Source organism: Kocuria sp. ICS0012 (assembly GCF_001665945.1).
GTDB classification, from domain to species: Bacteria; Actinomycetota; Actinomycetes; order Actinomycetales; family Micrococcaceae; genus Kocuria; species Kocuria marina.
In genome coordinates this window covers 39,656-54,268 of record NZ_LZMM01000084.1, presented here as the reverse complement: position 1 = coordinate 54,268, position 14,613 = coordinate 39,656, and the positions used below count along the sequence as shown (strand labels likewise).

Below are 14,613 nucleotides of genomic sequence, written 5' to 3'. Positions count from 1 at the left end.
CTCATGTGACGACCAGCATGCCCCCGAGGGCGGTGGCCGCCACGACGACCGTGGAGATCGCACCGAGCAGCACGGGCTTGAAGCCCACTCGCACGAGTTCCTCGGCCTTCACCCCGAGCCCCAGCGCGAACATCGCCATGCTGAGACACCACGTCTCCAGCGTGCCCAGGGCTCCCATGACCGGTTCCGGGAGGACGCCGCTCGAGGCCACCAGCACGGCGAGCACGAACCCCACCACGAACAGGGGCACGATTGGGGGTCGCTTGCCGTTGCGGGCGGCGGTGCCCGAACGGCGCGCCCGGATCCCCACGATCGTCATGATCGGCGCGAGCATGATCACACGGGTCAGTTTGACCAACACCGCGGACGCCAGTGCCGCCGAGCCGATGGCCCCGCCCGCGGCCACGACCTGGGCGACCTCGTGGATCGAGCCGCCCGCCCACAGACCGGCCTGGTGTTCGGTCAACCCCAGGACCCCGCTGAGGAGCGGGATCCCCGGGATCATCAGACTGCCGTAGAGCACCACGAGTCCCACGGCGGTCGCGACGTCCTCGTCCTCCGAGTCCGTGACCCCCTCCACCGCGGCCACGGCGGCGGCCCCGCAGATCGAGAACCCGCACGCGATCAACAGGCGCTGTGCGCGCGGGACCCCCATCAGGCCGCCGATCCACACCGTGGTCAGGATGCCCACGCCGACCACGGCCACGACGACCGCGATCATCCCGAAGCCGAGTCCCGCGATGTCCTGGAGCGAGACGGACAGGCCCAGCAGGACGATGCCGACGCGCAGGACCCGCTTGGCGGCCACGGCGATCCCCGGAGCCAGAACCCGGGGCAGCCGGACCACGTTGGCGATCAGGGCGCCCACGACGATCGCGATCAGCAGCGGGCTCACCCCCGGGATCAACCACCCGAGCACGAGGGATACGGCCATGCCCACAGCGCAGAACGCCAGCCCGGGGAGGACCGCAGCACGGGAACCCGGTCGCCGTTCAGTGCCAGGGGCAGCCGGGGGCGCGGGCATCGTCGCACGCGCCACTGGAACAGGATGCATGGCCGATGCCGCGGCTGCGGCGGTTGCCGAGGTCGACGCCGCTCCTCGCGGGACGACTGCGCCACCGGCAGCGCCCCGCCCAGCGAGCGCACCAGTCCCACCGAGTATGCCTGCCCCGCCGAGGGCGCTTGTCCCGTCAGGGGTGCCGTGGGAAGATTCGTGACCCGTTGCCATGCCTCCACTGTGCTCGCGCGAACACCCGTCGGGTAGTCGTGATCTGAGCATCGGGTCATACACTGCTGATATGGCCGAGGTCGATCTCTCCCTGCTGCGCGTGATCGTGGCCGTCATGGACCACCACTCCATGGGCGCGACCGCCCGCGCGCTGGACATGGCCCAGCCCAATGTCTCACGCGCCGTGGCCCGCGCCGAGCGGATGTGGCGGCTGCGCCTGCTGGACCGCTCACCCACCGGGTCCAGACCCACCCCCGAGGGCCGCGCCGTGGCCGAGCGCGCCCGCAGGGTCCTCGCGGAGTACGACGGGTTCACGACGGAGATCGAGAAACTGCGCCTCGAGTGGACCCAGCACGTGAAGGTCGCGGCATCCGTGACCGTGGCCGAGTACCTGGCCCCCACCTGGTTGTCCCGGTTGCGGGACTCCCACCCGGGGCTGGAGCTGCAGTTGTTCGCGTGCAACTCCGCGGAAGTCATGCGTCGCACGCGCCGGGGCGTGGTGGACGTGGGCTTCGTGGAGAGCCCGGATCCCGCGGAGGGGCTGCGAGAAACGGTGGTCGCTCGGGACCGACTGGAGGTCGTGGTGGCCCCGCTCCACCCGTGGGGTCAGCGCACCGAGCCCTTGACAGCTGCGGAACTCGCGGCCACCCCGCTGGTCATGCGTGAAGAAGGATCGGGAACGCGACGCACACTGCTCGCCGCGCTCGCGCCCCTCGTCCCGGTGCCCCCGGCCATGGAGCTCAGCTCCAACGCGGCGGTCCTCGGTGCCGTGCGGGCCGGGGTGGGCCCAGCGGTGCTCAGCGCGCTCGCCGTCGCCGCGGAGGTCGAGCGCGAGAACCTGGTGCGCGTGCCCGTGTTCGGCGGCGTGCTGGACCGTGATCTGCGCGCGGTGTGGCGCGCGGGTCTGGACACCGACGGCGCCGCGTGGCACCTCGTGGAGCTTGCCGCGCACGCGCACCGCACCTCCCCGTTCAGCTCAGATCGCACTGCGCGAGCGCGGCCAGCAGGTCCTTGGCCCGGCGGTCCACGTTTTCACTGACCATCTCGTTGGTGTGGAACGAGAACCCGATCCGCGCATCCGGCCATACCCCGTGCAGACAGCCACCCGCACCGGAGTGACCGTAGGCCCGCTCCACTGGGCCGTACGTGCACAGGGGGTCCTGCACCTCAAACCCCAGCCCGAACGCCACGGGCCGGTCGTTCACCGCGTCCCTGCCGTGGGACCACGTGCGCGTGAACGTCTCGAGGGTCGCCGGTGACACGCGTTCACCCGATGCCACGAGCGAGTAGAACCGCGCAATCGCATCCGCACCGGCGATCCCGCCTCCCGAGACCAGTCCGCTCGCGTGGAACGCGCGGGAATTGGCGGGCAGTTCCTCCCCGAGCAGTGCGTTGCCGTACATCCGCTCCACGATGGCGCGCCTTTGCGGATCCTCCAGGAACGTGCTGATCGCGTACCCGGGGGCGCGGAACACGGGAGCCACCCGGTCCTCGAGCTCGGCGGACAGTCCCAGGTACAGCTCGAGCCCGTGGGGCCGGGCCACGTGCTCGCGCAGCAGCTGTCCGGCGCGGTAACCCGTGACCCGCACGAGCAACTCCTCGACCATGTGCCCGAACGTCACCGCGTGATACGCCACCTTGCTCCCCGGCTCCCACAGGGGCTCCTGCCGCGCGAGCACCGCCGCATGCGCGGAGGCGTCCAGCATCCCGGCGGGAGGTTCCGGATCCGTGTACACGAGTCCCACGGTGTGATCGAGGACCTGCGCCACGCTCACATGCTCCTTGCCGCGGGCCGCGAACTCGGGCCAGTAGCGCGCCACGGGCTCGTTCACATCCAGCAGCCCTCGGTCCACCGCCATGGCCACGAGGGTTGCGGAGACCCCCTTGGTCCCCGAGAACATCACGGCCAGGGTGTGCTCGTCCCACGGCCGCTCGACCGCGTCCCCCGGGGAGGACCGGCGGTCGAACGATCCCCCGTGCAGCCGGATGAGCGGGCGCCCGTCCCGGTACACGCAGAAGGACATCCCTCCGTGTGCGCGGGACAGGTGCTCCTCGAAGGTCTCACGCACCCGGCTCACGGCGGGGTCGCGCAGGTTCGTGTGCGCCGTCGTCAACTCAGCCCGGCTTCGGATGGTCATCGTCCCACCTCAGCCCGCGCTCTCGAGGGTGGGTACGTGCTCGAGCAGGGACCGCGTGTACTCGTGCCGAGGGTTGCGCAGCACGGTGTCCGTGGGGCCGTAGTCCACCAGCTTGCCGCGTTCCAGGACGGCAAGCTGGTGCGAGATGTGCCGCGCCAGGGCGATGTTGTGGGTCACGAACAGCATGGCCAGCCCGCGCTCGCGCTGGATTTCCCGCAGCAGTTCGATCACGGACGCCTGCACGGACACGTCCAGCGCGGACGTGATCTCGTCGCACACCAACAACGACGGCGCGTTCACGAGCGCCCGCGCCACGGCCGCCCGCTGCCGTTCACCACCGGAGAGCTCTCCTGGACGGCGGTCGATGTAGCTGCGCCCCAGCCGCACCGCGTCCAGCGCGTCCGCCACCGCCGCCCGGCGCTGCCCCCGGTTCATCCCGCCACCCAGCTGCAGCGGCACCTGCAGCGAGTCGCCGATGCTGCGCCGCGGGTTCAGGGACGAGAACGGAGACTGGAAGACGTACTGGATCCGGCGGCGCTGCTTGTTGCTGCGCCGCCGCGTGCTGGGCGCAAGCACCTCGCCGTCCAGCAGCACGTCTCCCGTGTAGTCGTCGTTGAGACCCGCCACGCTGCGGGACAGGGTGGTCTTGCCGGACCCGGACTCACCCAGCAGCATCGTGGTCTGTCCGGCCTCCAGCTCCAGGTTGATGCCGTCCAGGATCACCGCCTGCCCGTAGGCCATGCGCAGGTCCCGCAACCGCACGACCGGTTCGTGCTCCTGCCCGGGCACGACGACGCCGCCCGCGCCCCGCTCCCGCGTCACCGCACGTGCGGTCGGGGCTGGGACCTCCCCGGCAGCAGCATCCTGCTCAGAAGGTGCCGAGCCAGGGTCCGACGTGTCGGCGCAGGGCGTGGCCGTGGTGTTGTCTGCGGTGAAGTGGGTGGCCGCGGAACGGCCGTCGTCCCACGGTGCCCGCACGGAGGCGAGGGGGCTGACAGCGGGTCCGCCGCCCATGTCCCGGGCACCCTGCATGTCTGGAACGGCGCTGAGCAGCGAACGCGTGTACGCGTGCTGCGGGTGGCGCAGCATCTGTTCCGCGGGACCGTCCTCCACAATCCGCCCGTGCAGCATGACGGCGACGTCGTTGGCGACCTGCGCAACCACGGCGAGGTCGTGGGTGATGTAGAGCCCGGCGACGTCGTGCTTGGTGGTCAGCTGGTAGATGGTCTTGAGCACGACGTCCTGGGTGGCCACGTCCAGACCGGTGGTGGGCTCGTCCAGGATGATGACCGCGGGGCGGCACGCGAACGCCATGGCGATGCCGATGCGCTGCTGCTGCCCGCCGGAGAGCTGGTGCGGGAAGCGGCGCTGGTACGCGCTGTCGCTGGGCAGACCTACCTCGCTGAGGACCTCGGCCACGCGGGCGTCGCGTTCGGGGGCGTTGCGGCCGAACTCGTGGGCGCGCAACACCTCCGCGATCTGCTCCCCCACGCGCAGCGACCCGTTCAGGGACAGCGCCGGGTCCTGTGGCACGTAGGCGATAGTGCCACCGCGCAGCTGCCGCATCTGCTTCTCGGAGAGCGTCAGCAGGTCCACGGCCTTGCGGTGGAACCGGGACGCTCCCTCCTGCAGCTCCACGGTGCCGCCGCGCAGCTCCAGCCCAGAGCGCAGGTGGTTCATGCACGCGAGCGCCGCTGTGGTCTTGCCGGACCCGGATTCCCCCACGAGGGCGAGGATCCGCCCGGGGCGCAGCCGGAAACCGACGTCGTCCAGGATCAGCCCGCCGTCCACGACACCCAGGCTCAGGTGCTCCACCGCGATCGCGGTCTCCACCGTGGCCCTCGGAACGACGGACGCGCGGCCCTCCACGCGGGCCCTCTGCTCTGACTTCCTCATCACGACCTCTTCTCCCCGGTGTCCCCGACATCTGCGGCGCCCGCGGCGTCTGCGCTGCTCGAGCGGCCTGCCCGGCCCGTACCTCCTGCGCTGCCCGTGCCGCCCGCGGGACTCTCAGCACCGTTCGACGCCGCCTGCTCGGCCGCTCTCCTCCGGGAACGCCGCGGTCCCGTGGAGGCGACCCGCCCCGCCGAGGCGCCGGCCACGGCGTCGGCAATGAGGTTGGTGCCCACCGTGAGCACCGCGATCGCGAGCACGGGAAGGATCACGCCCCAGGGCTGCAGGGACAGGGCGATCCGGTTCTCGTTGATCATCAGACCCCAGTCCGGGGTGGGCGGCTGCATGCCGAGACCCAGGAAGGACAGCGAGGCCACCGCACCGATCGAGTAGGTCAGGCGCAGCCCCACCTCCACCATGAGCGGGCCCATGATGTTGGGGACCACGTCCCGGGTCAGGATCTTCCACTGCGGCACGGCATACATCTGGGAGGCGAGCACGTAGTCCTCGGCCACCACCCCGGCGGTGGCAGCGCGGATCACGCGGGCCACGCGCGGTGCGTGGGTCACGCCGATCACGAGCACGAGCACCCACCCCTGCGGACCCAGCACTGTCACGGCCAGCAGGGCGAACACGAGCTGCGGGATGGCCAGCAGCACGTCCCCGCAGCGCATGATCAGCGCATCCAGCCAGCCCCCGCGGAACGCGGCGAGCATGCCCAGCACGGCACCCAGCCCCACGCCCAGCACGGTGGCCAGCGCCGAGTACAACAGCAGCCGCCAGCCGCCGGCCAGGAAGCGGGAGAGCACGTCACGGCCCAGGTTGTCGGTGCCGAAGACGCCGCCCTGGAACGGTTTGCCCGCGAACGAGTTGGGGGTGTGCCCGGTCCACGCCGGTACCACGAAGGGCCCCAGCACGGCCAGCACGAGCACGATCCCGGTGAGCACGAAGCCCAGCTTCGCAACGGGCTGCGAGAGCACGCGCCGCGCAAAGGACGCCGGCCGGGCGTCCCCCCGGGACTCGGAGTGGTCGAAGTCCGGGGCCGTTCCGGCGTCCCCCGAGCCGGTGGCGGCGCCGAGGCCGCCCCCGGCGCCGAGGCCGCCCCCGGCGCCGTCGCCTGCTGCGAGGGCGTCCTCGGCCACGACGACGTCGCTCGCCGCCGAAGTGCCCCGGGTCTGCCGGGGCGGGTGGCTCGTCCTGTCCTGCGCGCTCATGAGTGGGACTCCGTCCGCAGCTTGGGGTTGGCGAGGATCCCGATCACGTCCGCGATCAGGTTCACGACCACGTAGAACGCGGCGATGATCATGGACAGCGCCTGGACCACCTGCACGTCACGGGTGTTCACGGCATCGACCATGGCCTGGCCGAGTCCGGGATAGCGGAAGAGGAACTCGACCACCACAATGCCCCCGGCGAGCCACGCGAGCTGCATGGCCACCACCTGGGCCACGGGCCCTACGGCGTGCGGGAGGGCATGTTTGAAGATCACCTGGCGTTCGGGCAGCCCCTTGAGCCGGGCCATCTCCACGTACCCGGAGTCCAGAACGTCCGCCATGGTGGTGCGGGTCATGCGGATCATGTAGGGCACCACCACCAGGATCAGGGTCAGGGTGGGCAGGATCAGTTGTAGCGGGTAGTCCCACACACGCGTGCCCGGCGCGGCCATCGTGACCGAGGGCAGCAAGCGGAACACGGTCGTGGACAACAGCGTGGTCAGCGCCACGCCGATCACGAACTCGGGCAGCGCCGCCAGCACGAGCGAGAGGCCGGTGAGCGCCTGGTCCGAGGCGCGGCTCTGGCGCATGGCGGACCATGTGCCGAGCAGCAGGCCCACGGGGATCGCGATCACGGCTGCGATCACCATCAGCACCAGGGAGGCGGACACCTTGCTGGCCAGCAGGGCGTTCACGGAGCCGCCCGTGGCCGCGGAGGTTCCCAGGTTTCCCACGAACAGCCCGCCCAGCCACGTGAGGTAGCGGACGTACCAGGGATCGTTGAGCTGCAGCTGCTCGCGCAGCGCGGCCAGCCGTTCCGGGGTGGCCTGCTGCCCGAGGATTGCCTGGGCCGGATCGCCCGGGAGCAGGAGGGTGAACACGAACACCAGCAGGGACACCGCCAGCAGCACGAAGACGGAGACCCCCAGCCGTTTCAGGATCATGGCGGTCACACGATCACTTCCCTTCCTGGTCGATCCACAGGTGGCGCATGTGGAACCCGCACACGGGCATGCCGATGCGGTGGCCGAAGCCACCGCCCACGTAGTTCTGGTAGGCGTCCGCCTGGTTGAAGAACCCCCACGCGATGTATCCGCCCCGGTCGTGGAGCACCTTCTGCGCGTCCTGGATGAGCTGGTTGCGCTGCTTCTCGTCCATCGTGGCTCGGGCCTTCTTGTACAGGGCCCGGAACTCCGGGTCCGCCTCGTGGGTCTCGTTGAACGGGGCTCCCGGAACGGTGCCCTGCGCTGTCTGGGACAGGAAGTTGCGGGTGTACCAGAAGTCCTGCGAGAAGGGGTACTTCAAGTACCCGTCCCCGAAGAACGTGGTGCTGTCCACGCGGCGCAGCTTCACGGTGATCCCAGCCTCGGCCGCCTGCTCCGCGAAGACCTGGGCGGCCTCCACGGCGCCCGACTGGATGGGGGCGGTGACCAGCTCGACCTCCAGACCGTCGGGATGGCCCGCCTCCGCCAGGAGCTTCTTCGCCTTCGCGATGTCCCGCGTTCGCTGCGGCAGCGTGGGCGTGCCGGGGTCGAACGGCGAGTACATGTCGTTGCCCACCGAGCCGTGGCCGGAGAAGACCTGCTCCACCATCTGCCCGCGGTCCACCACCAGCCGGAATGCCTCGCGCACCCGGGCGTCGTCGAACGGGGCGGTGTCCACGCGCATGGTGAACGGCAGCCAGTTGCCCGTCTCGGAGAGCACCGTGTGCAACCGCGGGTCCGTGTTGACCACGTCCACCAAAGCCAGCGGCAGCTGACCCACCACGTCCACCTGGGTGGAGAGCAGCGCGTTGACCAGTGCGTCCTGGTCGTTGAAGTTCAGCAGATGGACCTCGTCCACGTAGGGCGGTTCGCTCCAGTAGTCCGGGTTGCGCTTGAGCACGGTCACCTGGCCGGGCTCGAACGAGCCGAGGGTGAACGGCCCGGTGCCCACGGGCTTGGCGGGATCGTAGTCCGCGGGCACGATCCCCATCGAGTTCTGGGCGATCGAGTCCACCAGGGACGCGTCCGGTTCCTTCAGCTCGAACCGCACCGTCCGCTCGTCCACCGCCACGGTGCGCTCGAGCAGAGCGAGAGCGGAGGCACCTGTCTTGGGGTCGTCGGGGTCGGTGATCCGCTCGAACGTGGCCACCACATCCTGGGGCGTGAGGGGCCTGCCGTCGTGGAAGCGCACGCCCTCCCGCAGCCGGAACACCCACTCGCGCCCGCCCTTGCGGGGCTCTGCGGATTCCGCCAGGCCGGGGACCAGTTTGTAGTCGGGGTCGAACTCGTAGAGCCGGTCGTACAGCCCCATCACGCGCCCACCGTCCGCGGTGACCACGGGTGCGTGGGCGTCCAGGCTGTCGGACGCGCCGCCCCCGGTCATTCCGACCCGCAGAGTGCCTCCACGCTGCGGTTCACCCGTGGCCCGGGCCGTCCCCGCTCCGGGCTGGCTTCCACTGCCGCACCCGGCGAGGGCCAACGACGCCGCAGCGGCGCCCAGGCCCATGAAACCCCTCCGGGACACCGCCGAGCGCAGCACGGCACCCACGGCGGGGGACGCTGCGACCTCGTGCGGGGCCGCAGCGCGGCCGGGGGCAGCCCTACGTTCGGGTGGCTGGATAGGGGGTGGCAGTGGATTCATGGTTCCTCGCAGGCGGCGTGGTCGCGGGCATGGTCGTCGTGCGCAGAGGCAGCGACGCAGAGCGGCGGAAGGGGAGGGCGCGGCAGCCCACGGAGGGAGTGCCGAGCGGCGCAGAGCCAGCTACGGGATCTTGCTGAGGCGCGCGGCCACCACGCGGTGTCTCCGCACGGGCGTCTGAGCGGTGAGCCGACGACGGTAGATCTCGGGCTGCGAACGGCGTGCACCGCCGCGGCGGGAGGGCTTCCGAGTCCCGCCCAGACGGCTACCGGCGGGAAGGACGAGGTCAGGGCTCTGGCGCATGCAGTGCACGTGGCCTCCCTGGTCTCGTCGGAGCGGGTCTCGCGGCGCACGGGGTGCTTGCCAGCCCGCTCGTGGCCTCGATCACGTTCCACGCTACCGTGTTGGGGCACCGAACGAGTGAAGCGTGGCACCTTGACGAAGCGCGTCGAACGCTCTTCGCCCTGCGCCGGGGTGGTCACGGGTCGCAGCGGCCAGGCGCATCCACGCCGCACGGGACCGCGCCCGCGTCAGCGCTGGGCATCAGTCCTGGGGATCAGGCGGCCACTGTCCCCGGCGGAGGAGCACGTCCCGGAGCAGGTCCGCGCGATCGGTGATCAGCCCGTCCACCCCGAGGTCGAGCAGCCGGTCCATGTCCGCGGGGTCGTTGACGGTCCACACCTGCACGCGCAGACCCTCCCGGTGGGCAAGGTCCAGGAACTGCCGCGTCACGATCCGCACGGTCACCCGCCGCCCCAGGGGCAGCTCCACGGTGTGCCGCTCTGGCAACTGCAGCGTGTCGAAGGGTGCGACCACGCGGGACCACGCTGCCCGGTGGGCCGCCCACAGCGCGTGCGCGACCCGCGGCGAGACCTTGTCGGTGAGGGGCGCGACCGCGGCGACGGCGAGGAACCCCGCTGTGCCGAGCGTTCCCGCGGAGGTCTTGGCGCGCCGCCCGGTAAGCCGGGTGATCCCTGCGAGCGCGCGGCGTCGTCGTGATTCGGAGAAGGACGTGACGCGCAACCGGTGCGCGGCGTGCTCGCGCGCCACGACCCCGGGCAGGGCGGCGACGGACGCCTCGTCCTTGACGTCGATGTTCAGGCACGCCTCGGGCAGCGCCCGCAGCAGCTCGGTGAGCGTGGGGATCTCCTCGGTGCCGCCGATGCGCACTTCCCGCAGTTGCTCCCACGTGAGGTCGTTGACGTTGCCGCTCGTGCCCGTGACGCGCTCCAACGTGGGGTCGTGGAATGCCACGACCACGCCGTCCAGGGTCGTGTGCACGTCTGTCTCGAGCCACACGAAACCGAGCTCCGCGGCGGCCCGGAACGCGGCCAGCGTGTTCTCGTGACCGTCCGGGGAGAACCCACGGTGGGCGAGCGCGGCGGGGTGCCGCCGTGCACCGGGGTCCTGGCGGGCGGCCGGAACGGAACGGGACGACTCAGACACGGCGACCCTCCCGGGCCACGGGAACGATGTGCTCGTGCTCCAGGTAGGCCTCGATCACCTGCGCTACGCCGTCCTCGGTGAACGCCGGTGCGGTGCGTCCCACCGTGGCGACCACGTGCGGGTGCCCGTCCGCCATGGCGTAGCCGCGCTCGGCCCACGTGAGCATCTCGAGGTCGTTGGGCATGTCCCCGAAGGCCATGACCTCCCGGTGGGAGATGCCGTGCTCCGCGGCGAAGTGTTCGAGCGTGCGGGCCTTGGTGAGCCCGCGCTGCCCCATTTCGACGAGGGGTGCGGCGGCCACCGAATGCGTCACGGACAACCGCCCCGCCACGATCTCGCGGACGTGCTCGAAGTACCGATTGGGATCGGCGCCGTCCAGCTTGGCCAACAGCTTGACCACCTCGGTGCCGGGCGCGAGCGACTCCTTCACGGGCGCTTCGGTGATGTGGCGGATCTCCATACGGTCCGTACGGGACCACCCGTGATCCGTGTAGACGCGCTCCAGGGTCTCCGCGGCGAACAGAGAATCCGGGAACTCGCGGGCCACGTCCGCCATGACGGGCAGGGCCTCGCTCACGTCGAACAGGCTCGCCTCCAGGACACGCTCCGCGCCGGGATCGTAGATCACCGCCCCGTTGGAGCAGATCACGACCCCCACGTCATCGAGTTGTTCGTGCAGGGGGTCCAACCACCGCATGGGGCGCCCGGTCACGAAGACCACGTGAATCCCGGCGTCCCGCGCGGCGGTGATCGCGGCGACGGTGCGCGGCCGGAACCGGAAGTCACGGCCCAGCACTGTCCCGTCCAGGTCACTCGCGATGAGCCGGACAGGTGGCTGGTCCGCGGCGTGTTCCGGCGCCACGGGCTACTTCACTTCGTAGACGGGCGTGAGGAACGCGCGTCCCAGGGCGTGCGAGAACAGGTTGAAGTTGACCACTGCGGGGCTCGCGGACTCGTCCACCTCGAGCTCGGGGACGTCCACGGCCGTGACGCAGACGATGTAGCGGTGCGGGCCGTGGCCCTCGGGGGGTGCGGCGCCCAGGTATTCGTCCGTGCCGCCGTCGTTGCGGTGCTTCACGGCGCCCTCGGGCGGGTTCGACGCCGCCCCGGTCGCCAGTTCGGTGACGTCCGCCGGAATGTTGGACAGGCACCAGTGCCAGAACCCGCTGGGGGTGGGGGCATCCGGGTCGAACATCGTGACCACGTAGGAACGGGTGCCCTCCGGGGCACCGCTCCACGACAGCTGCGGGGAGACGTCCTCTCCTCCGGCGCCCATGATCCCGGAGACCTGGGGCGTGTTCATGCTCTCGCCCTCGGCCACGTCCGTGGACGTCACTGTGAACGTGGGCAGTTCGGGCAGATCGGCGTAGGGGTGACGGTCGTACATGGGAGCGTTCCTTTCCTCGTTACGGTCATGACACAGCTGGGGGCCTCGCACGGCCACGGGAAAGCGGCGGATCAGGCGTGGTCGATCAGGTCCGCGCGCGTGGGCAGATCCGCGCCGGAGCGCGAGACCGTGACCCCGGCAGCGGCCGCGGCGTGGCGCAACAGCTCCGTGAGTTGCGCGCTGTCCAACTCGTCGAGGGCGCTCGCCGCAGTGGGGCCCAGGATGCTCCGGTCCGCGAGCCCCGAGAGCAGGGCCGCCATGAAGGAGTCACCCGCGCCCACGGTGTCCGCGACGGTGACCCGGGCGGCGGGGACCTCCACGCCATCGCGTCCGGTGCCGCGACTGACAGCCCACGGCCCCATGACCCCGCGGGTCACGACCACAAGCCGTGCTCCGGCCTTGAGCCACGCACGCGCGGAGTCCTCGATGCTGCGGTGCGGGTAGAGCCACAACAGGTCCTCGTCGGAGGCCTTGATCACGTGGGACAGCGCCACGATCTTCTCCGCACGGGCGCGCGCGTCCGAGGAGTCCGGGATGATGGACGGGCGGCAATTGGGGTCGTAGGAGATCAATGCGTGGCCGCGAGCGCGTTCGAGTGCCTGACCCACCACGGTGGCGCCGGGTTCCAGCATGGCCCCGATGGATCCGGCGTGCAGGGCGTCGGTGTCCCGCAGGAGCTCGTCGATCCGCTCCGGGGAGATGTCCAGGGACCAGTCGAGTTGGAAGTCGTAGCTCGCGGCACCGGTCTCATCCAGGGTCGCCTGGGCCACGGAGGTGGGCAGGGCGTCCGCGTCGAACGGCAACCGCACCCCGTTGCCCGTGAGGTGATCGGCCACCTGACGGCCGTACTCGTCCCGGCCGTAGCGGCCCAGGAACTGGACGTCGTGACCCAGCCGGGCCAGTCCCACGGCCACGTTCATGGGGCTGCCACCCACGTGGGCCCGGGGTTCTTCACCCTCGCGGGACACCACGTCCACGAGGGCCTCACCGATCACCGTCAACATGACCCCACGTTAGCAAAGGGTGCGGGGAGTCACCGGGGCTGTCACGACGCCGCACGGGCGGGAGAAGCCCCCCCGCGCACCGTAAACTTGGGGCCACGACGAGCAGCGCCGCTCCCGCGCGCGCCATCACCCGAGTCAGCGCACCGCCGCGCGACCCCCAACACGGCCCTCACGACGACGTCCGGGCCGAGGAAGAAGGATGCTCATGAGCGCCACGTGGTCCGAACGAGAAGCCCTTGCCGAGCAGCTGGTCCCCCTGGTGGGTCAGCTGCACCGCGGCAACAAGGTGGTCACCACGGTGTTCGGCCGTTCCCTGGTCCACAAGTCCGTCACGGAGATCATCAAGGTCCACCGCTTCACGCGCCGCATCCTGGGCGAGGAAATGCCCATCGACAAGACCCTCCAGATCGTCCACACGCTGGGCGAGCTCAACCTCGGCGTGTGCAACGTGGACGTGGCCAAGCTCTACCAGGGCTACACCGTGGCCGGCAGCGGTGACCTGCAGGCGTACCTGCGCGAGGCCCTTGCTCCCGCCGTGGACCAGCGCGGGCGCAACGAACCCGGGTCCCGCGACGTCGTGCTCTACGGCTTCGGGCGCATCGGGCGCCTGCTCGCGCGCATCCTGCTCAACCGCAACGACGGCACCGGGCTGAACCTGCGCGCCGTGGTGGTGCGCCGCAAGCCCGGCAACGACCTCGTCAAGCGCGCCTCGCTGCTGCGCCGCGACTCGGTGCACGGCCCCTTCAACGGGACCATTACCGTGGACGAGGACAAGAACGTGATCACCGCCAACGGTGTGCCGATCCAATTCATCTACGCCAACTCCCCGGCGGAGATCGACTATACCGAGTACGGGATCGACAACGCCCTGGTCGTGGACAACACCGGCGTGTGGCGTGACGAGGAAGGCCTCTCCCAGCACCTGCAGTCCAAGGGTGTGGGCAAGGTCCTGCTGACGGCCCCCGGTAAGGGCGACATGAAGAACATCGTGTGCGGCGTGAACGACAAGGACATCTCCCCGGAGGACACCATCCTCTCCGCGGCGTCCTGCACCACGAACGCCATCACACCCGTGATCAAGGTCCTCAACGACGAGTACGGGATCATCCAGGGTCACGTGGAGACCGTGCACTCCTACACCAACGACCAGAACCTGATCGACAACTGGCACAAGGGTGACCGCCGCGGCCGTTCCGCCGCCCTGAACATGGTCATCACCGAGACCGGTGCCGCCAAGGCGGTGGCCAAGGCGCTGCCCGTGATGAAGGGCAAGCTCACCGGTAACGCGATCCGCGTCCCCACCCCGGACGTGTCCATGGCGATCCTCAACCTGCAGTTGGAGAACGCCCCGGAGTCCAAGGACCAGATCAACGAGTTCCTCAAGGACATCTCGCTGAACTCGCCCCTGCGCAAGCAGATCGACTACGTGGACTCCCCGGACGTGGTCTCCACGGACCTCGTGGGCTCCCGCCGCGCCGGTGTGGTGGACGGGCTCGCGACCATCGTGAACAACAACTCCGTGGTGCTCTACGTCTGGTACGACAACGAGTTCGGTTACTCGTGCCAGGTGGTGCGCGTGATGGCCCGCATGGCGGACATCTCCATGCTCCAACTCCCGTAAGGGTCAGGTCCCGCGCGCCGCTGGTACGCTCGACGACGCCGCCGCCCCGGCCACCTTCCG

Annotated in this window: 13 protein-coding genes; 2 read left to right on the top strand and 11 right to left on the bottom strand. The window is 70.4% G+C overall.

Annotation, left to right across the window (positions count from 1 at the left end; translation table 11 throughout):
• Position 1: 1 nt before the first annotated feature.
• Positions 2–1,024, bottom strand: a complete 1,023-nt coding sequence (locus tag A5728_RS13075; RefSeq protein WP_064847471.1) for a YeiH family protein — start codon at positions 1,022–1,024, stop codon at positions 2–4.
• A gap of 274 nt (positions 1,025–1,298) precedes the next feature.
• Between A5728_RS13075 and A5728_RS13070 the strand changes: the two genes are divergently transcribed.
• Positions 1,299–2,267: a LysR family transcriptional regulator gene (locus tag A5728_RS13070; protein WP_064847470.1), complete on the top strand. Its 969-nt coding sequence runs from the start codon at positions 1,299–1,301 to the stop codon at positions 2,265–2,267.
• On the opposite strand, the gene A5728_RS13065 is transcribed toward A5728_RS13070, so the two are convergent.
• The 10 genes from A5728_RS13065 to A5728_RS13025 form a co-directional block, all read right to left on the bottom strand.
• Complete coding sequence (locus A5728_RS13065) at positions 2,200–3,366, bottom strand: serine hydrolase domain-containing protein (protein WP_082943489.1); 1,167 nt, start codon at positions 3,364–3,366, stop codon at positions 2,200–2,202. The two genes, A5728_RS13070 and A5728_RS13065, sit on opposite strands and share 68 nt — an antisense overlap.
• A gap of 9 nt (positions 3,367–3,375) precedes the next feature.
• Positions 3,376–5,262: an ABC transporter ATP-binding protein gene (locus tag A5728_RS13060; protein WP_082943488.1), complete on the bottom strand. Its 1,887-nt coding sequence runs from the start codon at positions 5,260–5,262 to the stop codon at positions 3,376–3,378.
• Complete coding sequence (locus tag A5728_RS13055) at positions 5,262–6,473, bottom strand: ABC transporter permease (protein ID WP_231885659.1); 1,212 nt, start codon at positions 6,471–6,473, stop codon at positions 5,262–5,264. Before A5728_RS13055 ends, A5728_RS13060 begins: the two co-directional genes overlap by 1 nt.
• Positions 6,470–7,426, bottom strand: a complete 957-nt coding sequence (locus A5728_RS13050; protein ID WP_064847469.1) for an ABC transporter permease — start codon at positions 7,424–7,426, stop codon at positions 6,470–6,472. Before A5728_RS13050 ends, A5728_RS13055 begins: the two co-directional genes overlap by 4 nt.
• Positions 7,427–7,430: 4 nt before the next feature.
• On the bottom strand, positions 7,431–9,098 hold the full coding sequence (locus tag A5728_RS13045; RefSeq protein ID WP_231885658.1) for an ABC transporter substrate-binding protein: 1,668 nt from the start codon (positions 9,096–9,098) through the stop codon (positions 7,431–7,433).
• 120 nt (positions 9,099–9,218) lie between these two features.
• Positions 9,219–9,398: a hypothetical protein gene (locus A5728_RS14345; RefSeq protein ID WP_156523471.1), complete on the bottom strand. Its 180-nt coding sequence runs from the start codon at positions 9,396–9,398 to the stop codon at positions 9,219–9,221.
• A gap of 240 nt (positions 9,399–9,638) precedes the next feature.
• Entirely contained in the window at positions 9,639–10,541 is a 903-nt protein-coding gene (locus A5728_RS13040) for a glycerophosphodiester phosphodiesterase family protein (protein ID WP_064847468.1), read from the bottom strand.
• Positions 10,534–11,403, bottom strand: coding sequence for an HAD family hydrolase (locus A5728_RS13035; RefSeq protein ID WP_064847467.1), 870 nt, complete (start codon positions 11,401–11,403; stop codon positions 10,534–10,536). The genes A5728_RS13040 and A5728_RS13035 overlap by 8 nt, the downstream gene beginning before the upstream one ends.
• 3 nt (positions 11,404–11,406) lie before the next feature.
• On the bottom strand, positions 11,407–11,928 hold the full coding sequence (locus A5728_RS13030) for a YbhB/YbcL family Raf kinase inhibitor-like protein (RefSeq protein WP_064847466.1): 522 nt from the start codon (positions 11,926–11,928) through the stop codon (positions 11,407–11,409).
• A 71-nt stretch (positions 11,929–11,999) separates the two neighbouring features.
• The gene (locus A5728_RS13025) at positions 12,000–12,932 is read right to left on the bottom strand and encodes a carbohydrate kinase (protein ID WP_064847465.1); all 933 of its coding nucleotides are present in this window, start codon (positions 12,930–12,932) and stop codon (positions 12,000–12,002) included.
• A gap of 205 nt (positions 12,933–13,137) precedes the next feature.
• Between A5728_RS13025 and A5728_RS13020 the strand changes: the two genes are divergently transcribed.
• The gene (locus A5728_RS13020; RefSeq protein WP_144999321.1) at positions 13,138–14,553 is read left to right on the top strand and encodes a glyceraldehyde-3-phosphate dehydrogenase; all 1,416 of its coding nucleotides are present in this window, start codon (positions 13,138–13,140) and stop codon (positions 14,551–14,553) included.
• The last annotated feature ends 60 nt before the right edge of the window (positions 14,554–14,613 follow it).